This is a genomic window from Yersinia massiliensis (assembly GCF_003048255.1).
GTDB lineage: Bacteria > Pseudomonadota > Gammaproteobacteria > Enterobacterales > Enterobacteriaceae > Yersinia > Yersinia massiliensis_A.
Genome location: NZ_CP028487.1, coordinates 2532766 through 2557889, shown reverse-complemented (window position 1 = coordinate 2557889; position 25124 = coordinate 2532766). Strand labels below are relative to the sequence as shown.

Sequence of the window (25124 nt, the reverse complement as noted above, 5' to 3'; positions counted from 1 at the left end):
CGACCTTGCTCAGGGCCATAATGGCCTTGAGCCACTCAAAATATCCCGTGCTTATCGCTTGAATGCTTTGAGGTTCATTGTGCTTTCAATGCTTAGCGATTCGGCACTGTTAATACTTTGATCGGTGATCGTTTGAGGGTATATCAATTCGATAAATACATCGAATCACTCTGATAGGTTTCCCCCACAGGTGTTTTCAGCTAAAATTAATTTAGAAATAGGTATTTTCTATGAATGTTTAAAAACGCAAAGGCTGACTGCGATTAGCCTTTGATATAGCAAGGGATATGAGCATCGCTGCGAAATTTATTGATTAATTTCAGCGTGATAAAAGTGCACTTGTTCCGCTAGACCTCTTCGGCCATCGCAGCATGCTTCTTTCGTTGCCGCCTCTTTCAAGGTTAAAACGGCACTTTTCTTAATATCCCTGCAAAACAAACGGTTGAAGTGATAATTATTATCACTACCATTGTGAACATTCTGTGTTGGTTCACTCATAATCAGCTAGCAAATCTTTAACCTGAAATGGACTGCATCCAACATCATTGGGTGATTGAGAAACATGAGGTAGGGCATATGCAACAGGAATCAGTCGGCACATTTTCACTCGATGATAATGTCTGGCAAGGCGTCACCATCACGGACAGTGCTGCGGCACAAATTACGCGGCTCATGCAGCAAGATCCGCAAGTTAAAGGGTTGCAACTCGGGGTCAAGCAGTCAGGTTGTGCAGGGTTTGCCTACGTGATGGATATGGCGAAAGAACCCGCCAATGACTGTCTTGTTTTTGAGCACGGTAGTGCCAGACTTTATGTGCCACTGAAAGCGATGCCATTTATTGATGGTACCGAGGTGGATTATGTCCGCGAAGGGCTAAACCAGATCTTCAAATTTAATAATCCTAAAGCTCAGCATTCCTGTGGGTGTGGCGAGAGTTTTGGCGTTTGAGCGATGTAAACGAAATGACACGAAGCAATGTTGAAGTTCCTGATGATGTGCAGGCTTGGGTCAGCGATGGTCGCTACAAAGAAGGCTTTTTTACCCAGTTAGCGACCGATGAACTGGCCAAAGGTATCAATGAAGATGTGATACGTGCTATCTCTGCTAAACGCAATGAACCTGAGTGGATGTTGGAATTTCGTCTCGGTGCCTATCGTAGCTGGCTAGAGATGGAAGAGCCGCATTGGCTAAAAGCACATTATAAGAGCTTGGATTACCAAGATTATAGCTATTACTCCGCGCCATCTTGTGGCAGTTGCGATGATAGCTGTGATTCACAACCGGGTGCAGTGCAGCAGTCATCGGGGGCTGCCGCGCATAACGAACCTCAAAGCAGCGAGAATGAATACCTTACGGCAGAAGTCGAGTCTGCTTTTGCTCAGCTTGGGGTACCGGTGCGTGAAGGGGCTGAGGTGGCGGTCGATGCCATTTTTGACTCAGTGTCAGTCGCAACGACCTATCGCGGCAAACTAGCCGAACAAGGGATTATTTTCTGCTCATTCGGTGAAGCTATCCAAGAATATCCGGATTTAGTGCGCAAGTATTTGGGGTCTGTGGTGCCAGCAAAAGATAATTTCTTTGCGGCACTTAATGCCGCTGTCGCTTCTGATGGCACTTTTGTTTACGTGCCCAAAGGGGTGCGTTGCCCAATGGAATTGTCCACTTACTTTAGAATCAACGCGGCTAAAACCGGCCAGTTTGAGCGCACCATTTTAATCGCCGACGAAGACAGTTATGTCAGCTACATCGAAGGCTGTTCAGCGCCAGTACGTGATACTTACCAGTTGCATGCCGCCGTGGTAGAAGTCATTTTGCATAAAAATGCTGAAGTGAAATACTCCACCGTTCAGAACTGGTTTGCAGGTACGGAAAGCACGGGCGGTATTCTGAACTTCGTCACTAAGCGCGCACTCTGTGAAGGCGCGGGTTCGAAGATGTCATGGACTCAATCCGAGACTGGCTCAGCGATTACGTGGAAATACCCGAGCGTGATTTTGCAGGGGGATAACTCCATCGGCGAGTTCTTCTCCGTGGCGCTCACCAACGGCAATCAGCAAGCCGATACGGGCACCAAAATGATTCACATTGGCAAAAACACCAAATCAACCATTATTGCCAAAGGGATTTCAGCGGGTCATAGCCAAAATACCTATCGTGGTTTAGTGAAAATTTTGCCCGGCGCGGATAACGCCCGCAATTTCACGCAATGTGATTCGATGCTCATTGGTCCTGACTCCGGCGCACATACGTTTCCGTACGTCGAAGTGCGCAATAATTCGGCACAATTGGAACACGAAGCGACTACCTCAAAAATTGGCGATGACCAACTGTTTTATTGCTTGCAGCGGGGGATCAGCGAAGATGACGCTATCTCCATGATCGTTAATGGCTTCTGTAAGGATGTATTCTCCGAATTACCTTTGGAGTTTGCCGTCGAAGCGCAGAAGTTATTGGCGATAAGTCTGGAACACAGTGTTGGGTAAGCATGAGTTGAACACGTACTTGCAGCGTTTTGCGCACCAAGGAAACCTATGTTAAGCATTAAGAATTTGAAAGTCAGTGTTGAAGGTAACGAGATTCTGAAAGGTTTGAATCTGGAGATCAAACCCGGTGAGGTGCATGCCATTATGGGGCCGAATGGCTCGGGGAAAAGCACCTTGTCGGCAGCTTTGGCTGGGCGTGAAGAGTACGAAGTTACCGAAGGGAGTGTCACCTTCAACGGCAAAGATCTGTTGGAGTTGGCACCGGAAGACCGTGCGGGCGAAGGCGTATTTTTGGCCTTTCAATATCCGGTAGAGATTCCTGGGGTCAGTAATCATTTCTTCCTGCAAACTGCCGTTAATGCAGTGCGAAAATATCGCCAACAGGAGCCTTTAGATCGTTTTGATTTCTCTGACTTTATCGAAGAGAAAATTGAGTTACTCAAAATGCCGGCAGATCTTCTGACGCGTTCGGTTAATGTGGGTTTCTCGGGTGGTGAGAAAAAACGTAATGATATCTTGCAGATGGCTGCGCTAGAACCCTCTTTATGTATTCTGGATGAAACAGATTCTGGTCTGGATATCGATGCACTGAAAATTGTCGCCAACGGTGTGAATTCACTGCGTAATGAAGATCGCGCATTTATTATTGTGACGCACTATCAGCGCATCCTTGACTACGTAAAACCTGATTTCGTGCATGTGTTGTACCAAGGCCGAATCATTAAATCGGGTGATTTCACGCTAGTAAAACAGTTGGAGGAGCAAGGCTATGGCTGGCTTACCGACCAACAGTAATGCATTAGACCCGCAATCTTCGCCGAAACAACGATCTGGTTCTGGGCAACCATTTATTCCAGAACAGCCATTTATTCCAGAACAACAACGCATTCTGGAACAGCAACGTATTGATGCTCTGAAGCAGTTTGGTGTGCTGTTTAAGCAGCGCCAAAGTGGTCAGGGAGCAGAGGCATCGGCACATTGGCAACAAGTGCTAGCATTAGGCTTTCCGAGCGTTAAACATGAAGATTGGAAATATACGCCGCTAGCAACACTTTTATCTCATCGCTTTAGTTTCGCGGATGCGCCAAACGTGACTGCTGCCCAGCGAGATGCGTTGTCATTGGTGCAAGATGCACATCGGCTAGTTTTCATTGATGGCCGATATACCCCTGCACTCAGTGATGGTGATTGTGGCCCTTATCAGCTCACTCACGTCACAGAGGACGCGCAATTCCCTGACGCTATTAGGTCAGAAGTCTTTCTGCATCTGACTGAGAGCCTAGCGCAAGAAAGTCTGCACATTCGTTTGCCCGCAGGAAAACAGAGCGATAAGCCACTGTATCTGCTGCATATCAGTTCAGGTAAAGATGGCGATGAAGTGAATACCAGTCATTATCGCCATCATTTGTCCATTGAAACTAATGCTCAGGCAGATGTCATTGAGCATTTTGTCAGCCTCAATGAACAGCCACATTTTACCGGTGCTCGGCTCACGATTAGCGTGGGTGATAATGCGCAGTTGAGTCATTACAAACTGGCGTTTGAGACGCCTCAAAGCTACCACTTTGCGCATAATGATTTAGTGCTCAGCCGTGACGCGCGAGTACGCAGCGACAGTTTCTTACTTGGCGCAGGTTTGACGCGCCATAACACCAGTGCTCAATTGAATGGTGAAGGCGCAACGCTATCTATCAATAGCCTGCTATTGCCGATAGGGCGTGAAATCTGTGATACCCGGACTTATCTAGAGCACAACAAAGGGTATTGCGAAAGTCGCCAATTGCACAAAACCATTGTACGCGAACGGGGCAAAGCTATTTTTAATGGCATGATAAAAGTCGCCCAGCATGCGCTGAAAACAGATGGTCAGATGACCAACAATAATCTGCTACTGAGTCGGTTGGCAGAGGTGGATACCAAGCCCCAGTTGGAAATTTATGCCGATGACGTGAAATGCAGTCACGGTGCAACGGTCGGGCGTATCGATGCCGAGCAACTGTTTTATCTGCAATCGCGTGGCATCCATCAAGACGATGCACAACAGATGATTATTTTTGCGTTCGCAGCAGAGTTAACAGAAGCCATTCACAACGAAACTATTCGTAAAGTGGTGCTGGCACGTATTGCCGAACGGTTAGCAGGGGAGTCGCGATGAGTTTCCCTATCGAGCGTGTTAGAGCGGACTTCCCCTTACTCAGCCGCCAGGTTAACGGGCAACCGTTAGCCTATCTGGATAGCGCTGCTAGTGCGCAGAAACCTCAAGTGGTTATCGATAGGGAACTTAACTTCTACCGTGATGGCTATGCGGCTGTTCATCGTGGTATTCATACGCTGAGTGCTGATGCGACGCAGCAGATGGAAGCGATACGTAGCCAAGTGGCTGATTTTATTCATGCGGCATCAGTTGAAGAAATTGTCTTTGTTAAAGGCACCACTGAGGCTATCAATCTCGTCGCAAACAGCTATGGCCGCCATTTCTTAAAGGCTGGCGACAGTATTATCATTACTGAAATGGAGCATCACGCCAATATCGTTCCATGGCAGATGGTGGCGCAAGATCTCGGTGTTGAAATTCGTGTTTGGCCTTTGACCGCCACAGGTGAATTGGTACCAGATGCGCTGGACAATTTGATTGATGACACGACGCGATTGCTGGCGATCACTCAGGTCTCCAATGTGCTAGGGACAGTTAACCCCATCCAAGATATTGTCGCTCAAGCCAAGGCCGCTGGATTAGTGGTGCTGGTGGATGGCGCGCAGGCCGTCATGCATCAAAGGGTCGATGTTCAGGCATTGGGGTGCGACTTTTATGCCTTCTCTGGGCATAAACTGTACGGTCCATCCGGCATTGGCGTCTTGTATGGCAGGCATGAATTGCTCCAGCAGATGCCGCCATGGGAAGGGGGCGGTTCGATGATCAAAACCGTGAGCTTAACGCAAGGCACTACCTTTGCTGATGCTCCTTGGCGGTTTGAAGCCGGTTCCCCTAATACGGCAGGGATTATGGGGCTTGGTGCGGCAATCGACTATGTGAATGAGCTGGGTTTGGCGCACATTCAGCAGTATGAACATTCGCTGATGCAGTACGCATTAGCGCAATTGAGCCAAATTTCGAGCCTGACACTCTATGGCCCAACCGAGCGAGCAGGTGTGATCGCGTTTAATTTGGGGCCGCACCATGCTTATGATGTTGGCAGTTTTCTTGACCAATATGGCATTGCCATTCGTACCGGTCACCATTGTGCGATGCCGTTAATGGCGTTTTATCATGTACCGAGTATGTGCCGTGCATCATTGGCGTTGTATAACACCCAAGCAGAAATTGACCGGTTAGTGGTAGGGCTACAGCGTATCGAAAAATTGCTGGGCTAAGATTCAACCGTTAGCGGCAGCGTCGCCTCTAACGGGTTATACCCCCATCTCGTTGGCGTTGTAGGTCGGTTGTAAATCAGCTTGTCGCGTCAATGCAAAAGGGTATCTTTTACCTATTTAGGAAGCATGTTATGGCTGGTCTACCCGATAAAGAGAAGTTAATTCGTAACTTTTCCCGTTGTTTGAATTGGGAAGAGAAGTACCTGTATGTGATTGAGCTCGGTGCACAATTATCCCCGCTAACTGAGCAACAGCGTCAACCAGAGAACCTGATATCAGGCTGCCAAAGCCAAGTGTGGATAGCGATGACCACCACTGCCGATGGCCAAGTGATTTTTGCTGGTGACAGTGATGCGGCTATTGTTAAAGGTCTCGTCGCCGTTGTATTTATCCTCTATCAAGGTTTAACCCCGCAACAGATAGTCAGCTTGGATGTCCGTCCTTTCTTTGCCGACTTAGCCCTCAGCCAGCATTTGACACCTTCGCGCTCACAAGGTTTGGAAGCCATGATTCGTGCTATCCGTGCGAAAGCTGAAGCTTTGTCAATGCGATGAGTTACGTCAACATTTTGTGCTTTTTTCATCGTTAGCTGAACATTTCTGTGTCATGTGTCACAGTCTTAAAATGGTGATATTTCAGCAGGTTAAATCGTCAGCGAGACCAGATAAAGCACAATAAATTACATTGTAACACCTTGATTTGTAGAGATATAAATTGCCTTTATAATAAGGACTGTTACTATATGGTGGCCTTATTATTGGCTGCTAAAATTAACGTAGAAATACCCGTCATCTTTCAAACTGCAGGTGTGTTGGCAGAATCTGTGTAACCGAGTCACTTACAGACGTAAGTGAGGCGGAATGCCGCTTTTCCTGCAACTTGAGGCTAATTGGGTATCGCCGTGTAAACCGAATTTGAAGAAGTGATGTAGGAACTAAGCATGAAACGTGCATTAACTTTGATTGGTATGTTATTCGCAACTTGTCTGGCGGGAAGTATCACCGCGGCCAATGCGACTGAATATCCTCTACCACCAGCCAATAGCCGTCTGATTGGCGAAAATACGACCTATGTTGTTCCAAACGATGGCCGCCCGCTTGAGGCTATTGCTGCCGACTACAAGATCGGCTTGCTGGGGATGCTGGAAGCTAACCCAGGTGCTGATCCGTATCTGCCAATGCCGGGTTCAGTATTAACGATTCCAACTCAGATGTTGCTGCCTGATACCCCACGTGAAGGTATCGTGATCAACTTGGCTGAACTGCGCCTTTATTATTACCCGAAAGGCCAGAACAAAGTCATCGTGTACCCAATAGGTATCGGCCAGTTAGGGCGTAATACCCCAACGATGACAACTTCTGTCAGCCAAAAGATCCCGAATCCAACTTGGACGCCAACAGCGAACATCCGTAAGCATTATTTGGCTCAAGGCGTCACCTTACCAGGTGTTGTTCCTGCGGGCCCTGAAAACCCTATGGGTCTGTTTGCCATGCGTCTGTCCGCCGGCGCGGGTGAGTATCTGATTCATGGGACTAACGCCAACTTCGGTATTGGTATGCGTGTTAGCTCCGGTTGTATTCGTTTACGCCCAGATGATATTGAAGCGCTGTTCAAGTCTGTTCCTAAAGGCACCCGCGTACAGATCATCAATGAACCAGTTAAATACTCAGTTGAGCCAGATGGTAAACGTTATGTGGAAGTTCATCAGCCATTGTCTCGCGTAGACAGTGATGACCCGCAAACAATGCCAATTGCCATCAGCAGCAGCCTGCAGAAGTTTATCGATGATAGCCAGACTGATGCACAAGTCGTTCAAAGTGCGATGGTACGTCGTGCTGGTATGCCTGTGATTGTGACGGTTGGCGAAACAGCCCCAGAGCAAGCACCAGCAGATGTTGCACCTCAGAGTCAACCGCAGGTCGAAGAGCTACAACCGTCTGAACAGCCTATTCCTAAGCTGGTTCAGCCAGGCCCGGTTTACTCCGCAGCCAACTAAGTTTCAGCCTTACCTTTACCATGGCTGCATGCCAGTCATGGTAAAGTCTGTTTTTTCTCAGTTCCCGCCTGAATTATTCAAATCAATCATGTAAGACAAACACGACGAGTGCCCAATATGGCGCATGGCAGCCTTGCTACGGCGTTTAGCCGCTAAATGTAGGGTTGTGTCGGATAAGAGTCTTACAGACGAGAGGGGCGCTTTTACGGGGCAAAAAAAATGGCGCACAAAGTGCGCCATTTTTCATTCAGGAAGTAATATTACTTCTTGTAAGCGTGAGCTTGGTTGTCCAGACGTTGGTTAGCACGTGCTGCATCGTCTTTAGCTGCTTGAACGTCAGAACGGATTGCGTTCACGTCGTTGCTCAGTTGGTCAACTTTAGCGTTCAGAGTTTGAACGTCAGAAGACAGTTGATCGATTTTAGCATTGCTTGAACAACCAGCCAGCATAGTAGAAGCCAGAATTACCGCGCCCAGTACAAGTTTAGTACGATTCATTATTAACACCCTCTAGATTAAGTTAATCTCCATGTAGCGTTACAAGTATTACACAAAGTTTTTTCGAAAGAGAATAAATTTTTAGTATTAGAGGGGTTTATTTTGATCGTTCGCTCAAAGAAGCATCTTGTTTTAAAAAAAAGTTAAAAAAACGAGGCAAAACAGCCGGATTATATGGGACAAGTCTTATTTGAAAAAATGACGATGGAGGGGTTAGGATAAATTGGATTTTTCCGAAAGCTTATTTGGCACCCTTAGAAAAAGAAAACACCGCTATTGGAAGCGGTGTTTTTTAATTAACGTTCAATCGCGCCAGTCAGGATTATAACACGTGGACTGATGAAGTATTGGTGGTGCCGCTTGGTACTAACGCACCAGAGACCATGATCACAACATCACCTTTCTGCGCCAAGCCGCTGGCCAGTGCTGCTTCTTTACCGATACGATAGAAATCATCCGTTGAAGCAATTTCGCTAACCAATTGAGTGATAACACCTTTGGTCAGAATTAACTGGCGAGCGGTGGTCTCATTCGTGGTCAACGCCAGAATAGTGGCTGTTGGGAAGTATTTGCGAACGGATTTTGCAGATTTACCACCGCCAGTGGCGACAACAATCACTTTAGCTTCTAGTTTTTCGGCGGTTTCAACAGCACCACGGCAAACCGCTTCAGTGATACGCATTTTGCGGTTGTCGTTCAGGGATTCAATGCGGCTAGGCATGATACGGTCTGTACGCTCACAGATGGTTGCCATGATGGTGACAGACTCTAACGGGTATTTACCCTTAGCACTTTCACCAGACAGCATCACGGCATCTGTACCGTCCAAAATGGCGTTAGCAACGTCGCCAGCTTCTGCACGGGTAGGGCGTGGGTTTTTGATCATGGAATCGAGCATTTGAGTTGCAGTGATAACAACTTTGCGCGCGCGATTACATTTTTCAATCATCATCTTCTGCGCGAAGATAACTTCTTCTACTGGGATCTCAACACCCAAGTCACCACGGGCAACCATGATACCGTCGGATGCTTCCAGGATTTCGTCGAAGTTATTCAGACCTTCCTGATTTTCGATTTTAGAGATGATTTGGATGTGCTCGCCACCATGTGCTTTCAGGTGTTCGCGAATTTCCAGCACGTCTGAGCGCTTACGGATAAAGGAAGCAGCAACGAAGTCCACGCCTTGCTCGCAACCAAAGATCAGGTCAGCCTTATCTTTTTCAGCCAATGCTGGCAATTGAATAGATACGCCTGGCAGGTTAACGCCTTTATTTTCGCCCAAATCACCGTTGTTCAGCACTTTACAGACGACGGTGTTTTCGGTGACTTCCGTCACTTCCATGCCGATCAAACCATCATCAACCAGCACAGTGTTGCCGATTTTCAGGTCAGCGGCGAAACCAGGGTAGGTCACTGCAACGATGCTGTTGTTACCAATAACGCTTTGGTCAGTCGTGAAAGTGAAAGTCTGGCCAGCAACCAGAGCAGCATCTTTGCCGCCTTCCAGTTTCATTGTCCGGATTTCAGGACCTTTGGTGTCCAGCAGGATGCCTGCTTTCAGACCCGTTTTCGCCATAACCGCACGGATATTCTTGATACGTTGACCATGTTCTTCATAGTCACCGTGGGAGAAGTTTAAACGCATAACATTCATGCCTGCATTCAGCAGGTTCGTCAGCATTTCTTCGGATTCGGTTTTTGGACCGATGGTACAAACAATTTTAGTCTTTTTCATGACGGATTTTTTCTACAAGTTGTGATGGATAAAAAGCGAATGTTCCGTTAAGTATCGCAACGGAGTGGAATCTGATGTGTGTCTGGTGTAAAGAAACATGCCTAAGAAGCAAAACATTACTAAGAATAGATGACAGCTGTGGAAGTTGAGCGGAAAACTTTAGCACGAGGCTAAACGCATGATCGGTAGACGATGGCGTAAAGAGGAGTTGTATTTTTTTAGCGTATCCACAGATCAAGATGCTGAAACCATTCAACTGAAACGACGGTTCGTATTATAAGCGGTAAGTCACGGGAAATGAAATAGAAAACAGGAACTCATTGCCGTTTTTTATAAAAACGGAGGTTTTGTGGCGCAAACTAGGAGAATAAAACGGTATTTGTTGCGCAACGAATTTTACTTTTAACATTTTCTAACAAATTATTCGATCATAAACCTAGCATTGATAACCCTACAAATCGTCAGAGCGTGGATAAACTCGTCGGTGAATCATCTTGTAATGGATAGGCTCTATAAACTGAATAGTCCTGAAAATGGACAGCCTTAGCGTTGGATAGTATTGCAAACGAAGAAGAATGAATTAAGCCAAAAGGGGATGAGAAGAGAGTGGTGCGTCCGAATGGACTCGAACCATCGACCCCCACCATGTCAAGGTGGTGCTCTAACCAACTGAGCTACGGACGCACATTACTCTAATTTGAAGCAGTAAACGATGATAAGACAAAGGCTACAGGTGATAAGATTGGTGCGTCCGAATGGACTCGAACCATCGACCCCCACCATGTCAAGGTGGTGCTCTAACCAACTGAGCTACGGACGCAATACCTTAATCTTATTACCAACAACAATCTTATTACCGAAATCATCGCTGACAGCGGGGACGAATATTAACGAGCTGCCCGTCTGCTGGCAAGGAGAAAAACACAATATTTATCGCAAACTCACGTAATTGCTGCGCTTTTACCCATTGCGCTGTTTTTTTCTCCATCTTTTATTGTTTTCTTTCGTGATTGTTTTATCTCGGCGTTAATCGCCAGCGTTATTCACCGCGATTAACGCCTAATTTTGTGAAGATTAGTGTGCCGCTTTTTGTAGAATAAATGCAGGTGGCTGCTTTTGTAACCAACGAATGCGTACTGCCATTAATATCGCCGCTGCGGTTAGGCCGATAACAAAGCCTATCCAGAAACCACTTGGCCCCATAGCCGGGCCGAAATAGTCAGTTAGCCCCAAGAGATAACCACTTGGCAGGCCTAGCAACCAATAGGCGGTAAACGTGATAAAGAAGATTGAACGTGTATCTTTATAGCCACGTAGTACGCCGCTACCGATGACTTGGATGGCATCCGATAGCTGATAAAGCGCGGCCAGCAACATTAAGTGGGAAGCCATCATCACCACTTCAGGGTTTTTGTTATACAGCAGGGCAATGTGTTCGCGGAAGATAACGGTAAAGATGGCTGTCACACACGCCAGCATCAAACCGACTGCAATACTGGTATAAGCCGCGACTCTTGCCTGTTCAACCGATCCTTGACCAAGACGGAAACCGACACGAATCGTGGCAGCTACACTCAGCGACATGGGTAACATGAACATTAATGAGCTGAAGTTGAGCGCGATCTGATGTCCTGCAACAGCGACGATGCCAAGTGGTGAAACGAGTAATGCCACCACAGCAAAGAGTGTTACTTCGAAAAACAGTGCCAGAGCAACAGGCAACCCAAGCCCTCCCAAGCGCTTCATGACCTGCCAGTCGGGCGCTGCAAAGCCTTTTTCCAGCTTAATATCCTGCTGAGAACGGGTGCGGGAGACATACCAACGCATCATCAAGAACATGACCCAGTAGACAGTGCCTGTCGCGACCCCACAACCGACGCCACCTAATGCTGGCGCGCCAAACTTACCGTAAATAAAGATATAGTTAATGGGAATATTAACGAGCAAACCGATAAAACCTATCACCATCCCCGGTTTCGTTTTGGATAATCCTTCACACTGGTTACGGAGCACCTGGAAGAACAGATAACCCGGCGCGCCCCACATAATGGCATGCAGGAAACCCACGGCTTTATCAGCCAATACAGGGTCAATATTATGCATTTGCTTAATAACGTGGTCGCTATTATAGAGAACCAACATAATGAGCAATGAAACACATAATGCCAGCCAAAACCCTTGTCTCACTTGATGAGCGATCTGGTTTCGACGCCCAGAACCGTTCAGTTGAGCAACCGTCGGGGTCAGCGCTAACAGTAAACCATGGCCAAATAAGATTGCCGGCAGCCAAATAGACGTCCCCACCGCGACAGCGGCCATATCTGTGGCACTGACAGAACCGGCCATGATGGTATCAACCACGCCCATTGCGGTTTGAGACAACTGCGCGATGACGACGGGAATAGCGAGAGCCAATAAGCTACGCGCCTCGACGATATACTTCTGCACGTATGCACCTTTTTATTGATTGAGGCTATTTATCGCAATGAAGCGTTAAATAAAATAGCGGGAAATGATTTATGACTTACAAGTTATTACTCACAAGTTATAACTTACACGCTTGGGGTTGTAGGAAGGTAGCAGGCAAATCCCGATGGGCTGACACTGGTCAGTAAATCGGGTGAGAGAGAGTCGCTAGCAACCCTACAACGTCAAGAATTAAGGGTATAAAAGATTGTACCTTCTCGTTGAGCTTAAGCAATCCTTGTCATTAAATATCAGCAAAATACCCTGTATGTGGTTTTTTATACTAAGTGGTTTGGTTTTCCGTATTTTCTGAGGCAAAATCAGCGCAGAGAGCATCTCTTTTTACCGAAAACTGACTAAGAGGCATGGCGTATGTTTACCGGTATAGTTCAAGGCACCGCGCCAGTGGTAGCCATCGATGAAAAATCTAATTTCCGCACACATGTAGTAGAAATGCCAACTGAGATGTTGCCTGGTTTGGCTTTAGGCGCTTCGGTTTCCCACAATGGTTGCTGCTTAACCGTCACCGCTGTAGAGGGGAATCAGGTTAGCTTTGATTTAATGAAGGAAACGCTGCGTATCACCAATCTGGGTGATATTAAGGTGGGTGATCAGGTCAATCTGGAGCGGGCCGCTAAATTTAGTGATGAAATTGGCGGTCATCTTATGTCCGGCCATATTATTTGCACTGCTGAAATTGCCAAAATCTACACATCAGAAAATAATCGTCAGATCTGGTTTCGCATGCCTAGCGATGATTTGATGAAGTATGTGTTGCATAAAGGTTTTATCGGTATCGATGGCATCAGCCTGACGATTGGTGAAGTCGTGAATAATCGTTTTTGTGTGCATTTGATACCGGAAACCTTGGCGCGTACAACTTTAGGTAAAAAACGGTTAGGGAATCGAGTCAATATTGAAATAGACCCGCAAACTCAAGCTGTGGTCGATACAGTTGAACGGGTATTGGCACAGCGTGATATTGCACGAGCGGCTGAATCGGCAGAAAAAGCAGTTCGCGAATAGCCCAAGAATAAAGCCAGCATCCATGAAAAGTTAGTGTTGAAACAGGGGGGATTCCCCCTGTTTCATTTGAAATATCGTTTTAGCGGGGAACTCGGATACCACCATCTACGCCATTGGGGCTAAACAGGATTTGCCATAATTGAATATCTCTGGCTCGGAATGCCCCCGCACAAGCATTCAGATAATAGCTAAACATACGTTCAAATCGAGCTGAGTAATTCTCTGCCAAAATTGGCCACGCCGCTTGAAAACGCGTATACCAAGCCATTAAGGTTCGGTCATAATCTGCACCGAAGTTATGCCAATCCTCCATAATGAAATAAGGTTCGCTGGCTTGAGCAATATGTTTTACTGACGGTAAGCAACCATTAGGGAAGATATATTTATTAATCCAAGGGTCAATGCTCAGGTCAGTACGGTTAGCGCCAATGGTGTGCAGTAAAAATAAACCATCAGGTTTCAAGTTGCGGTTAACCACATCAAAGTAGGTGTGATAATTCTTTGGCCCAACATGTTCGAACATCCCAACGGACACAATACGATCAAACTGCTGATTCAAGTCACGATAGTCTTGCAGCAAAATGGTGACATCCAACCCTTCGCACCGTTTTTGCGCCAGCTTTTGTTGTTCGGCTGAAATAGTGACGCCTGAGACGGACACGCCGTAGTGACGGGCAGCATAAGCGGCGAGCCCACCCCAACCACAACCAATATCGAGCAACTTCATACCCGGCGCTAATTGCAGCTTCTCGCAGATCATCCGCAACTTGTTTTCTTGTGCCTGTTCAAGGGTCGTGGCGTCTTTCCAATAGCCACAGGAATATTGCATATTGGGATCAAGCATAAGGCTAAAGAGGTCATTACCTAAGTCATAATGCTCTTTGCCCACTATCCATGCACGTCTCTTGGATTGCAGATTGATCACGCGAGCGGCAGCAACACGTAAAGTATCTTTGAGATGGTGTGGGAGTTGATGTTCTAGGCCAGCACGGAGTACACGTTGGAAAAAAATATCCAAGCGATCACATTCCCACCAGCCATCCATATAACTCTCACCTAATGCCAAAGATCCTTCTTGTAATACCCGCTTAAAAAAATCTGGGTTATTGACTCTAATGTCGAAAGGGCGTGAGCCATTGATTTCAATATCAGCCTGGCTCAACATCTCTTGCACAATGCGAAACCACGGATTTTCTTGAATGCTCTGGTCTTCTAAACAGGATGAACTCATAGCTTCTCCATCACTTTCTTCTGACTTATGGCCCGCGATAATGGTCTATATGCGCGAGGACATACCAATTCGGCTGATGAACCTTGGTGTCTGATATCCGTTACGGATATACCCTTGTACTTGATGCCGCAGCGGTGTCGTGGTACGGACTAAAATCACTGCAACGCCAATACATTGGGCAAAGAGGAAGATTACGAAGAAACCCTAATTATGTTTTGTTTTAGGGTGACTCATCCTTAAGGTTAAATGTGACGCAATCCACGCGCACAGAAAGAACTTCAGGTAATGCTATTTTTTAATGATATTGTAATCGGTTTAATCGTGTATAGGCTTGCCGAGTCGCTTTCTCAATACTAAATCTCGCTCGGCATTTATGCCGCTTAGTGACTATTTTTATTGGTAATTAATACCTTTTTATCTTTTCGTAATGCATAGCAATGAATGCTATATCCCAATAGTGCTAATACCACCGTCGACAGCATGACAGTGACAGTGGCTAACAACGCGCGACTGACAAACGCTGAAACTAGCATGCTGGCAATAAAGCATAAACCTAGCTGAAGCGTGTTTTGCAGTGCGGCTGCTTTCCCCGTATTCGCAGGAAAAGGCATTAACGCATTTGCTACGATAATAGGGTAGCAGGCACCATTGACAAGCGCCATTATGCAGAAGGGAATAAGTAAACTAACCAGTGAGGGTGTGGTTAAAGTGGCGATGAAATAAAGCGCGATCATGCTGGCACTATATCCCGCCAATAGCCAAGGTAATAACGTATTTCCTTTAATACGGGTGAGTGCGCTACGACAACTGAATCCTCCCAAGAGGAAGGCTAAAGTTTGCGGTACATAGCTCAAACCAATGGTATTCGGGCCGTAACCCATGTCACCCAGAATAAAAGGTGAACCGGTTAACCAAGCAAAAAAACCGGCACTACAGGCGGCGAACATCATGACGTTGCCGCTAAATACCGGTGATTTCAGCAACTGCCAGAAACTGATCGTCGTGATAGATTGTTGATTCTTTTCGTTGACGGATTTATTGCGTTCTTTAAGGCGTACGGTTGGGATCAAGAGCAGCAATGTGACGACCAGCAGTACCACAAAAATAGAGCGCCAACTGAAGTGATTTAACAACCATGCACCGAGGAGAGGGGCCAGTGCCGGAGATAACGCCACCAAAGGCATAATGGTCGCGAACACACGGTTGGCTTTGCCATCGCGATAGCGATCTACCACTAAAGCCTGCCAACTTACGGCCGCAGAACAGACGCCCACTGCCTGAATGAAACGTAGGATCAATAATTGTGAGGCGGTTTCAACCCATAAAATCCCTAAGCACCCGATGGCAAATAGCCCTAAACCCGCTAACAGCACCGGCTTACGGCCTAATTTATCCGAGACCGGTCCCCAAATAAGCTGAGCTATTGCGAAACCCGCCAAGAAAATACTCAAACTGGCACTAATGGCCCCTGCTGAAGTTTGCAGTTCTTGTTGCATTGCGCCGAAGGCTGGCAAATACATATCGGTGGCCAGATAACCTAGCATGCTTAAACCGGCCAGATAGAACATGAAGCTAGACGTTGTTTTCATTCTTGATATCTCGATGGGGACATTTTTTTGCAGGTGCGACAGAAAATGGCTGTTATGACGATTGTTGTAAATGCATTGTTATAGGCAATTTATTGCGGAGGGCATTCTATCCGGCAAGATAATCTGTTGTGAAACGGTAATATTTGCACCATGCTATCAATATATTTGATATCTAAATGGTTGAGCAGCAGAGGTGGAGTTAATGTGGTCTGAATACTCACTGGATGTAGTGGATGCTGTCGCGCGTACTGGAAGTTTCAGTGCCGCTGCACAAGAATTGCACCGTGTACCGTCGGCGATAAGTTATACCGTGCGTCAACTTGAAGAGTGGCTCGCGGTGCCACTGTTTGAACGGCGGCATCGTGACGTCGAATTAACGGCTGCAGGCGCAATTTTTATCAAGGAAGCGCGTGATGTTATCAAAAAAATGAATGGCACACGTCGACAGTGCCAGCAAGTCGCGAATGGTTGGCGGGGGGAATTGACCATCGTGATAGATAAAATCGTTAAGCCAGCTCGCAGCCGCCGCTTAATCTTAGATTTCTATCGGCATTTTCCCGATATTGAATTGCGGGTACGCTATGAAGTGTTCAATGGCGTATGGGATGTGTTAGTCGACGGGCAAGCAGAAATGGCCATTGGCGCGACTCGCGCTGTGCCTGTTGGCGGGCGGTTTGTATTTCGCGATATGGGATTTTTGAGCTGGCAGTGTGTTGTGAGTGTTGAACATCCGTTGGCCCAGTTAACAGGGCCTTTGACCGATGACCAGTTACGGCCATTTCCCTCATTATGTTTGGAGGATACCGCGCAGAATCTACCCAAGCGAGACACTTGGACACTTGATAATCAGCAGCGGCTGGTGGTACCGGACTGGGTGACAGGGATTGATTGCCTGTGTGCAGGCTTATGCGTAGGCATGGTACCGACTCATATGGTTTCACCACTGATTGCACAAGGGAAGTTAGCTGCTTTGACGTTGACAGAACCCTTACCAGATAGCCCTTGCTGCATGACTTGGGAGCAAAATAACCATTCACCCGCGTTGGCTTGGTTACTTGAATATTTGGGTGACAGTGTCACATTGAATGATGAGTGGCTGAAAGACGAAAATGAGTGATTGCGCTGTGATTGACCGCACGATAGTGCCGCCGGTAGCGAAGTTTGCTACTGGCAGCAGGGCGTTACCAAATAGATGTTTTTTGCGCCGGAAGATGAGTCATTACCGGCAGAGTTTGATTAACGGCGGTAGTCGCGGAACGGACCATCAGCAACAGAACGTCGCTCAACCAGTTTCGGGTGAACTTCAATGGTCTGTGGGTCTTCGCGCTTGCTGACGATACGATCGAGCAACATGGCAAATGCCGTTTCACCTAATCGTTCTTTGGGTTGATGAATGGTGGTCAGTGCTGGTGAGAAATAGCGCGCATTACGCACGTTGTCATACCCTATCACCGAAATATCTTGTGGCACTCGCAGGCCCAATTCATCGGCTGCACAAATCGCGCCCATCGCCATAATATCTCCGCCACAAAATACGGCCGTTGGACGATGTTTTTGTGTCAGAATTTGATGCATGGCCTTATAGCCTGATTCTGGCTCGAAATCGCCTTGAACTACCCACTCATCACGCAGCTCAATATTCGCTTCTTCCAATGCCTTAAGGAAGCCTTGATGGCGACCTCCGCCGGTGTTACGAGATAACTGCCCCGGAATGGCACCAATATCGCGATGGCCGCGTTCAATAAGATAGCGACCGGCCAAATAACCGCCTTCAAAAGCATTATCAATAATAGAGTCAGTAAAATCACCCCGCGCTGTACCCCAATCCATCACCACCATCGGGATATTGCGATAGTCTTCCAGCATCCCAAGAAGTTGCTCTGGATATTCTGAACACATCACTAATAACCCATCGACACGCTTTTGCGCCAACATCGCCAGATACGCTTTTTGCTTATCCAGATTATTATGAGAGTTACATAGAATCAGCGTGTAGCCTTTGCTATAACAACTGTTTTCAACCGCTTCTATTACTTCGGCAAAATAGGGGGCTTCGCTGGAGGTTGCTAACAAGCCGATGGATTTTGTGTGATTAACTTTCAAACTGCGGGCCACAGCACTGGGCGAATAATGCAGTTCTTTAATGGCCGCCCACACGGCAGCCTTAGTATTTTCGGCGACGAAACGAGTTTTGTTAATCACGTGCGAAACGGTGGTGGTGGACACACCCGCGTGTTTGGCCACATCTTTAATCGTTGCCATATAAAAAATAACTCCTAAGCTCACCTGTTACAGCAGGTCAGTATTTTGTTAATCGTTTGCCTACATACTCGAAACCATTCAGACAGAAGCATATTATTAGGCTGGAAAATGGAATCAGCGGGCTGTCTGAGAGTATTTGTTGGACGTTATTGGCCAGTATGCAGTTATGAACTGCGAATTTTGGCTGATCTGGAGGAAAAGTGAAAGGGGTAATCAAAGTTATAAAGTGAGTAATGAGCAGAAGATTTTTTTTCTGAATTGTGGGAAGATAATTTAACACACTAACTATGTGCCTTTTCCCTACTACAAATTGACCGGCTGAGGAGTTTTTATGGATACCAATCTGAAAATGTCGCTGATTACGACTGTTGGTGCATTGGCAATGATTATTGCCTTTAGCTTCGTGGCGGTAATGAATTAAGTCAACCGCTTGCCGGTATAGCGTGACAAGTAGGGCGGTTTACCCGCCCTTATTATGGTTATCGATTTTAGTGATACTGATGTATCAACACATCCTCTCGCGTTTATTCGCCTTATCAGGCTAAATTCGTCTCAACGAAAGACCAATTCACCAGCGCCCAGAAGTTTTCCAGGTATTTAGGCCGCGCATTGCGGTAGTCGATATAATAAGCGTGTTCCCATACATCTACAGTCAGTAACGGTTTATCGTTGGTGGTCAGCGGGGTAGCCGCATTCGATGTACTGACAATGGCCAGTGAACCGTCTGCTTTTTTGACCAACCAAGTCCAACCAGCACCAAAATTTTTAACCGCAGCATCGGTAAATTGCGTTTTAAAATCAGCAAAAGACCCAAATGACTGATTTATGGCGTCAGCTACTTTACCCTGAGGTTCACCACCACCATTCGGCGACAGACAATGCCAATAGAAGGTATGGTTCCAAACCTGAGCAGCATTGTTAAAAATACCGCCACTAGATGTTTTCACGATCTCTTCCAGCGTTTTGCCAGCAAACTCTGTATCTTTAATTAGATTATTAAGGTTGACCACATAAGTGTTGTGGTGCTTGCCATAATGGTATTCCAGTGTTTCAGCTGAAATGTGTGGTTCCAGCGCATTTTGCGCATAAGGTAATGCCGGTAATTCAAATGACATTGCTTGCTCCTTTCGGGGTTGCTCAGGGTGTTTGCTCCTCAAATCTCATCAAAAACCATCGGTTATGATGTGGCGAAGAGCGGATAAACCAAAATTGTTGTATTTTTGTTGTGGGTATTAATTTTAGCAACTTTCAACGGGAATGACAGTTATAACCATAATATAATAGTGGTTATTGAGTGGGGGAGAGTCACAATGGTTATCATTATTGAGAAAGCGATTGATGGTCACTCACCCAGCAAATAATCTGCTGGGTATCGGGAGATTGAAGATTTAGCGAATCGTTTTAGGTGTGACCACGCGACGCGCGCCCACATAATGATCTTGCCAGTAGTCGTTATCCATCATGCTAATACGAATTTCTTCACCAGTACGAGGTGACTGAATAAACTTGCCGTTACCTAAATAAACACCGACATGGTCGGCAACACCGCGATTGGCGATATTAAAGAACACCAGGTCACCGCTCTCTAATTCTGCACGTTTCACTGGTGCGGCATCACGTAAATGAAACATTTCGTTAGCAGTGCGTGGCATTTTTATTCTGATGACATCTTTGTACGCGTAATAAATAAGCCCACTACAATCGAAACCTGTATTCGGAGAGGTGCCCCCCCAACGATAAGGTTTACCGACTTGTTTCATCAGCTTACTCATTGCAGTTTGTTTTGCGTGTTGATAGCGCTTTTTATGGGCGGGGCTGAGTTTAATTTTATTATTCGCGATTAATTCTGTGCTGGCTTTACCTTGAGTTTTAATTCGCTGCCGACCATAAGCGATTTTTTCTGTTTTTTTAGCGCCAGCTCTATTTTTGTCGGTTGCTGTATTAGTATTTATCTTTTTAGTCGTACGGGTATTTGTCGCCGTCTTTTTACTGACTTCTTGTGCTTTCTTTTTGATGTTCTTGCCCGTACTGGTGGTAATCTTCTTTTTATGAGCGTTGGCCGCGGTTTTACGGGCGGTCACTTTAGTTGGGCTCGTTTTATCGCTGGTTATTTTCGCTTTTTTGGTACTTTTATCAGTTTTGCGTTTCTTACGATCATCAGGGCTGGCTTGGCTGACTTGACCTTTCTTTTGCTCAGCCGACACGTGTGCCTGCGGTGACGCATGCGCCAAATTTAAAAATAGTTGGGTAAACAGCAGCACAAACAGCGTAAATATTAAACGCATAATATCGCTACCAACCTTAGCCCTGATATGAATAAGAAGAGTCACAGTATTGCCGAAACTCAGAATATAAAAAAGCGAAGACAGACAGGATTTTAGTCGATATTGTGAGAAAACGTTAATGGCTTCACAATTGTTGATCTTTTATGCAGGCAATGGACTTAAATCAATCATTCGTCAACGGGTTACCCCCTCTGTTCTTGAAGTCACAAGAGGCGGTCGACGATAAGTAGCCATTATTTGGTCACAAAGATAATAGTGAAGATATAGAGTCAAAAATGTTATTCTAAAGATACATATTTGTAGCCGATCTACCGTCATGCTTAGTGCAGTAAAATCCCTGCAAAAAATGGCGTTTTATTCCAGCAGTGACAGTCGCTACAATAGACCGGACGCAATAATAATATTGAGTAAAAGTTTGTAGCCACAATATGGCTTGAGGAAGCAAAAAAATGACGACGATTGATAAAATTCAGCGCCAGATAGCAGAGAACCCAATTCTGCTGTACATGAAGGGCTCACCGAAGCTGCCAAACTGTGGTTTTTCTGCTCAGGCTGTGCAGGCACTGTCCGCTTGTGGCGAACGTTTTGCTTACGTTGATATTCTGCAAAATCCTGATATCCGTGCAGAGTTGCCGAAATATGCTAATTGGCCGACATTCCCACAACTTTGGGTAGATGGTGAATTGGTTGGCGGTTGTGACATTCTGATGGAAATGTATCAGCGTGGCGAACTGCAACAGTTACTCAAAGAGACGGCAGATAAATACCGCTCACAAGAAGATAAACCTGCGGCAGAATAATGCCCTTGAGCGCTCAATGGCACCACAAAGTGCCAGCAGTTGGAGAGGTGGCTTATTAGCCACCTCTTTTTATATTGAGCGCGTGAGTTTATTCATGAGGGTAAAGCTATTCGGATTCACCTGCCGGGACTGGCCAACCCCCCAGTTTTTTCCAACGATTCACTAACTCGCAGAATAGCTTTGCCGTTTGCATCGTATCGTACAACGCAGAGTGGGCTTGACTACTGTCAAACGGAATCCCTGCAGTTAAACAGGCTTTTGCCAACACGGTTTGACCGAGCACCAGACCGCTCAAAGCGGCAGTGTCAAAGGTCGCAAATGGGTGGAATGGGTTACGCTTCAAGCTGGCACGCTCGGCAGCAGCCATCACGAAACTGTGATCAAAGTTAGCGTTGTGCGCCACAATAATCGCTCGGTTACAACCTTGCTCTTTCAACCCCTTACGTACCGCTTTAAAAATGGCGTGCAAAGCGTCGTATTCACTTACTGCGCCTCGTAATGGGTTAGTCGGGTCAATCCCATTAAATGCCAAAGCTTCGGGCTGTAGGTTGGCACCTTCGAATGGCTCAACATGAAAATGTAGCGTTTCATCCGGCAGCAGCCATCCGTCTTTATTCATCTGCAAGGTCACGGCGGCAATTTCTAATAATGCATCAGTCTGAGCATTAAAACCGGCGGTTTCAACATCAATTACGACGGGGTAATACCCCCGAAAACGGCCACTCAGGGCGTTAAGATCACTTTTATCTGCCATCAGTTTCTTATCTTCATCGAATTCAGCACGCATTATGCCAAATTTTGGCGCAGGATGCAGGAGGGTATCACGATAAGAAAAAGGCACCTTATCGGTGCCTTTCAGTTAATCAGTTTCCAAGGCCGTGTCCGGCGCTTTTATTCTCGATTAACTCAATTTTGTAGCCATCAGGATCTTCAACAAAGGCAATGATGGTATTACCGCCTTTGACTGGGCCTGCTTCACGGGTCACTTTTCCGCCTGCCAGACGAATTTGGTCACAGGTTACCGCGACATCGTCTACACCCAGTGCCAAATGGCCGAATGCCGTTCCCATTTCGTAGCTGTCTACGCCCCAGTTATAAGTCAACTCAATCACCGAGCCTTCGCTTTCATCGCTGTAACCGACGAAAGCCAGCGAATATTTATACTCGGTATTTTCGCTGGTACGCAGTAAACGCATCCCTAATACCTTGGTGTAGAAGTCGATGGAACGTTGCAGGTCACCGACACGGATCATGGTATGGAGTAAGCGCTTCATAATACCTCTTTATAATCAGTAGATTAAAAGTTAAAAGTCATTATAAATCAAAAGACAGTCGCCATCATAACGCAATATCATGCCGCTCACTAGCTTGGCAGCCCTGATATTTAAGGCAATTTTTATGGTCTAGATGAGGGCGTAATTTCGGTTTGTAGGCGATAGTGGCATTGGATTAGATGATGTGCTGCGGTGATGATTTAAACCCGAAAATAAATCCCCCCCAACAGTATTATTTATGTTGGGGAGGCGATAGTTAAATGGAGAAGACTGCGTTATAGCGTTGGGTAGTCAGTATAACCCTTCGCGCCGCCGCCGTAGAAAGTCTCGCCATCTGGCTCATTCAATGGGGCGTGTTGCTGGAGACGAGCAACTAAGTCTGGATTAGAGATATAGCTGCGACCAAATGCCACGGCATCAATAAACCCTTTTTCGATCAGGTCTTCGGCTTTCTCTGCGGTATAGGCACCAGCCCCCACAATGACGCCTTTGAAACGGGCGCGAACAGCATCACGGAATGCCTCTGAGTAAGGTTTACCGCCCGCCCAATCTGGTTCGGAAATGTGTAGGTAGGCGATTTTACGTTTGTTTAATTCATCAATCAGATAAAGCGCCGCTTCTTCCTGATCTTCACCATTATCTAAGCCATTGAATGGCCCCAAAGGTGAAATACGGATGCCAATATGTTCTGAGCCCCATTCTGCAACGGTTGCATCAACCACTTCCAGTGTTAAGCGAGTACGATTTTCAATACTGCCACCGTATTGGTCGGTACGCTGATTTGACGCTGGAGACATGAACTGATGCAGCAAATAGCCATGGGCTGCGTGTAGCTCAATATAATCAAAACCGGCTTCACGAGCGTTAGCGGTCGCCTGACGGAAATCATTAATAATGCCAGGGATCTCTTCTGTTTCCAGCGCTCGTGGAGTAGAGCAGGGAACACGTACCCACGCACCGGATTCATCACGTACGGTGGTGCGGGTATCAGCGGCAATGGCTGAAGGAGCGATGGGTGCTTGCTGATTTGGTTGCAAACTGCTGTGTGAAATACGGCCTACATGCCAGAGCTGAACGGCGATGTGTCCACCTTCTTCATGCACCGCCTGAGTGATTTTTTTCCACGCATTGAGTTGCTCCTGAGTGTGTAACCCTGGTGCGCCGGCATAGCCCTTGGCTTGGAAAGAAATCTGGGTGGCTTCAGTGATGATTAAACCAGCACTGGCCCGTTGGCGATAATATTCCGCCATTAACGGCGTTGGGATATCACCCGGCTCAATGCTGCGCAAGCGAGTGAGCGGAGCCATAAATACTCGGTTTGGCAAAGTCAGTGCGCCAACTTTCAACGGGGAGAACAGTTTAGCAGTTTTCATGGTGCATCCTATATTAATAGACCAGTCGACTAGTTGCTGGGTAAAACCTGAAGCCTCAAAAAAATGGACTATCAGATTCAAGGGATTATTGGGTTGGTTGTAACATCAATTCGATACTTTCTAGCGCACAGGTCAGCGGTGTCACAGAGCGTTTTACTTTTGCCCGCAATGCGGCGCCCTGCCACAAGGTATAGAGTGTTTCTGCAGTGGCGGCGGCTGAAAGCGTGATGCGCAGCGAGCCTTCTTTAATACCGGCTTCGATAGCATCTTGCAAACGGCCAATCACTCGTGCAGTTCCGGCATCCAGCGCATGGCGCATGGGTTCGGATAAATCACTGACTTCCGCTGAAAGTTTAACCGATAGACAAGCGTTGTGGCATTCACTGCCACAATAGTTAGCAATAGATTGAGCAAAATATTGCAGTAGTTGGTGACGTTTATCACCTTGTGAACCCGTCAGCAGATTGACCATGGCCGCGTCATAACGGTCAAAGTATCGCTGTAACATCGCCTCGCCAAAGGCTTCTTTTGAGCGAAAGTAATGATAAAACGAGCCTTTTGGAATACCGGCGGTCGTGAGTAATTGACTCAGACCCATACCATTAAAACCAAGATGCAGACTAAGGCTCTCACCTGTAGCTAACAGGTGTTCTCGAGTATCGACATGTGGGTGCTGTATTTTGTTCATGTAGCAGAGAGTAATAGACCGATTGGTCTAGGTCAAGTGGTTAATGC

Annotated in this window: 24 protein-coding genes and 2 tRNA genes; 11 read left to right on the top strand and 15 right to left on the bottom strand. The window is 46.6% G+C overall.

The window, feature by feature from the left end; genetic code table 11:
* The first annotated feature begins 576 nt into the window (after positions 1-576).
* The 7 genes from sufA to DA391_RS11915 all read left to right on the top strand — a co-directional run bounded on the left by sufA (position 577) and on the right by DA391_RS11915 (position 7851).
* The gene (gene sufA, locus DA391_RS11945) at positions 577-948 is read left to right on the top strand and encodes a Fe-S cluster assembly scaffold SufA (RefSeq protein WP_050081165.1); all 372 of its coding nucleotides are present in this window, start codon (positions 577-579) and stop codon (positions 946-948) included.
* 14 nt (positions 949-962) lie between these two features.
* Positions 963-2483 (top strand): Fe-S cluster assembly protein SufB, encoded by a 1521-nt coding sequence (gene sufB, locus DA391_RS11940; protein WP_050081164.1) that lies wholly within the window; start codon positions 963-965, stop codon positions 2481-2483.
* Positions 2484-2531: 48 nt separating this feature from the next.
* Positions 2532-3278, top strand: coding sequence for a Fe-S cluster assembly ATPase SufC (gene sufC / locus DA391_RS11935; protein ID WP_019209878.1), 747 nt, complete (start codon positions 2532-2534; stop codon positions 3276-3278).
* A complete protein-coding gene (gene sufD, locus DA391_RS11930; protein ID WP_108087734.1) occupies positions 3253-4638 on the top strand; it encodes a Fe-S cluster assembly protein SufD in 1386 nt (461 codons plus the stop codon). Before sufC ends, sufD begins: the two co-directional genes overlap by 26 nt.
* On the top strand, positions 4635-5855 hold the full coding sequence (gene sufS / locus DA391_RS11925; RefSeq protein ID WP_108087733.1) for a cysteine desulfurase SufS: 1221 nt from the start codon (positions 4635-4637) through the stop codon (positions 5853-5855). Before sufD ends, sufS begins: the two co-directional genes overlap by 4 nt.
* A 131-nt stretch (positions 5856-5986) precedes the next feature.
* Positions 5987-6409: a cysteine desulfuration protein SufE gene (gene sufE / locus DA391_RS11920; protein WP_019209881.1), complete on the top strand. Its 423-nt coding sequence runs from the start codon at positions 5987-5989 to the stop codon at positions 6407-6409.
* Between the two features lie 386 nt (positions 6410-6795).
* Positions 6796-7851: a L,D-transpeptidase family protein gene (locus DA391_RS11915; protein ID WP_019209882.1), complete on the top strand. Its 1056-nt coding sequence runs from the start codon at positions 6796-6798 to the stop codon at positions 7849-7851.
* Positions 7852-8111: 260 nt separating this feature from the next.
* Here the strand turns inward: DA391_RS11915 and DA391_RS11910 are convergent, their stop codons facing one another.
* From DA391_RS11910 to DA391_RS11890, 6 genes are all read right to left on the bottom strand, one after another.
* The gene (locus DA391_RS11910) at positions 8112-8348 is read right to left on the bottom strand and encodes a major outer membrane lipoprotein (protein WP_005165631.1); all 237 of its coding nucleotides are present in this window, start codon (positions 8346-8348) and stop codon (positions 8112-8114) included.
* A gap of 322 nt (positions 8349-8670) precedes the next feature.
* Positions 8671-10083 (bottom strand): pyruvate kinase PykF, encoded by a 1413-nt coding sequence (gene pykF / locus DA391_RS11905; RefSeq protein ID WP_019209883.1) that lies wholly within the window; start codon positions 10081-10083, stop codon positions 8671-8673.
* 607 nt (positions 10084-10690) lie between these two features.
* Positions 10691-10767 (bottom strand) — tRNA-Val (locus tag DA391_RS11900).
* Between the two features lie 59 nt (positions 10768-10826).
* Positions 10827-10903: transfer RNA gene (locus tag DA391_RS11895), tRNA-Val, on the bottom strand.
* Positions 10904-10945: 42 nt separating this feature from the next.
* Positions 10946-11071 carry a hypothetical protein gene (locus DA391_RS24595; protein WP_254911740.1) on the bottom strand — a complete coding sequence of 42 codons (126 nt, stop codon included), beginning with the start codon at positions 11069-11071 and terminating at the stop codon, positions 10946-10948.
* An 86-nt stretch (positions 11072-11157) separates the two neighbouring features.
* A complete protein-coding gene (locus DA391_RS11890) occupies positions 11158-12531 on the bottom strand; it encodes an MATE family efflux transporter (protein WP_050081160.1) in 1374 nt (457 codons plus the stop codon).
* Between the two features lie 390 nt (positions 12532-12921).
* On the opposite strand from DA391_RS11890, the gene DA391_RS11885 reads away from it, so the two are divergent.
* On the top strand, positions 12922-13575 hold the full coding sequence (locus tag DA391_RS11885; protein WP_050081159.1) for a riboflavin synthase: 654 nt from the start codon (positions 12922-12924) through the stop codon (positions 13573-13575).
* A 79-nt stretch (positions 13576-13654) separates the two neighbouring features.
* On the opposite strand, the gene cfa is transcribed toward DA391_RS11885, so the two are convergent.
* Complete coding sequence (gene cfa, locus DA391_RS11880) at positions 13655-14806, bottom strand: cyclopropane fatty acyl phospholipid synthase (RefSeq protein WP_050081158.1); 1152 nt, start codon at positions 14804-14806, stop codon at positions 13655-13657.
* 380 nt (positions 14807-15186) lie between these two features.
* A complete protein-coding gene (punC, locus tag DA391_RS11875; protein WP_050285577.1) occupies positions 15187-16395 on the bottom strand; it encodes a purine nucleoside transporter PunC in 1209 nt (402 codons plus the stop codon).
* Between the two features lie 202 nt (positions 16396-16597).
* Between punC and punR the strand changes: the two genes are divergently transcribed.
* Complete coding sequence (punR, locus tag DA391_RS11870; RefSeq protein ID WP_050081156.1) at positions 16598-17512, top strand: DNA-binding transcriptional activator PunR; 915 nt, start codon at positions 16598-16600, stop codon at positions 17510-17512.
* 119 nt (positions 17513-17631) lie between these two features.
* Here the strand turns inward: punR and purR are convergent, their stop codons facing one another.
* Positions 17632-18657 (bottom strand): HTH-type transcriptional repressor PurR, encoded by a 1026-nt coding sequence (gene purR, locus DA391_RS11865; RefSeq protein ID WP_019209890.1) that lies wholly within the window; start codon positions 18655-18657, stop codon positions 17632-17634.
* Between the two features lie 331 nt (positions 18658-18988).
* On the opposite strand from purR, the gene DA391_RS11860 reads away from it, so the two are divergent.
* Positions 18989-19078 (top strand): YnhF family membrane protein, encoded by a 90-nt coding sequence (locus DA391_RS11860; RefSeq protein ID WP_016266160.1) that lies wholly within the window; start codon positions 18989-18991, stop codon positions 19076-19078.
* 115 nt (positions 19079-19193) lie between these two features.
* Here the strand turns inward: DA391_RS11860 and sodB are convergent, their stop codons facing one another.
* Both sodB and DA391_RS11850 read right to left on the bottom strand, forming a co-directional pair.
* The gene (gene sodB / locus DA391_RS11855; RefSeq protein WP_050081155.1) at positions 19194-19772 is read right to left on the bottom strand and encodes a superoxide dismutase [Fe]; all 579 of its coding nucleotides are present in this window, start codon (positions 19770-19772) and stop codon (positions 19194-19196) included.
* Between the two features lie 273 nt (positions 19773-20045).
* Positions 20046-20942, bottom strand: coding sequence for a C40 family peptidase (locus tag DA391_RS11850; RefSeq protein ID WP_108087732.1), 897 nt, complete (start codon positions 20940-20942; stop codon positions 20046-20048).
* Positions 20943-21391: 449 nt separating this feature from the next.
* On the opposite strand from DA391_RS11850, the gene DA391_RS11845 reads away from it, so the two are divergent.
* On the top strand, positions 21392-21742 hold the full coding sequence (locus DA391_RS11845; RefSeq protein ID WP_050081153.1) for a Grx4 family monothiol glutaredoxin: 351 nt from the start codon (positions 21392-21394) through the stop codon (positions 21740-21742).
* Positions 21743-21848: 106 nt separating this feature from the next.
* Here DA391_RS11845 and rnt read toward each other — a convergent pair whose 3' ends face one another.
* The 4 genes from rnt to DA391_RS11825 form a co-directional block, all read right to left on the bottom strand.
* Positions 21849-22529, bottom strand: coding sequence for a ribonuclease T (gene rnt, locus DA391_RS11840; protein ID WP_050285790.1), 681 nt, complete (start codon positions 22527-22529; stop codon positions 21849-21851).
* A 76-nt stretch (positions 22530-22605) separates the two neighbouring features.
* Positions 22606-23016 carry a lactoylglutathione lyase gene (gene gloA / locus DA391_RS11835; protein WP_072096233.1) on the bottom strand — a complete coding sequence of 137 codons (411 nt, stop codon included), beginning with the start codon at positions 23014-23016 and terminating at the stop codon, positions 22606-22608.
* A 275-nt stretch (positions 23017-23291) separates the two neighbouring features.
* A complete protein-coding gene (locus DA391_RS11830) occupies positions 23292-24389 on the bottom strand; it encodes an alkene reductase (RefSeq protein WP_050873001.1) in 1098 nt (365 codons plus the stop codon).
* An 85-nt stretch (positions 24390-24474) separates the two neighbouring features.
* Positions 24475-25077: a TetR/AcrR family transcriptional regulator gene (locus tag DA391_RS11825; RefSeq protein ID WP_050081152.1), complete on the bottom strand. Its 603-nt coding sequence runs from the start codon at positions 25075-25077 to the stop codon at positions 24475-24477.
* Positions 25078-25124 lie beyond the last annotated feature (47 nt).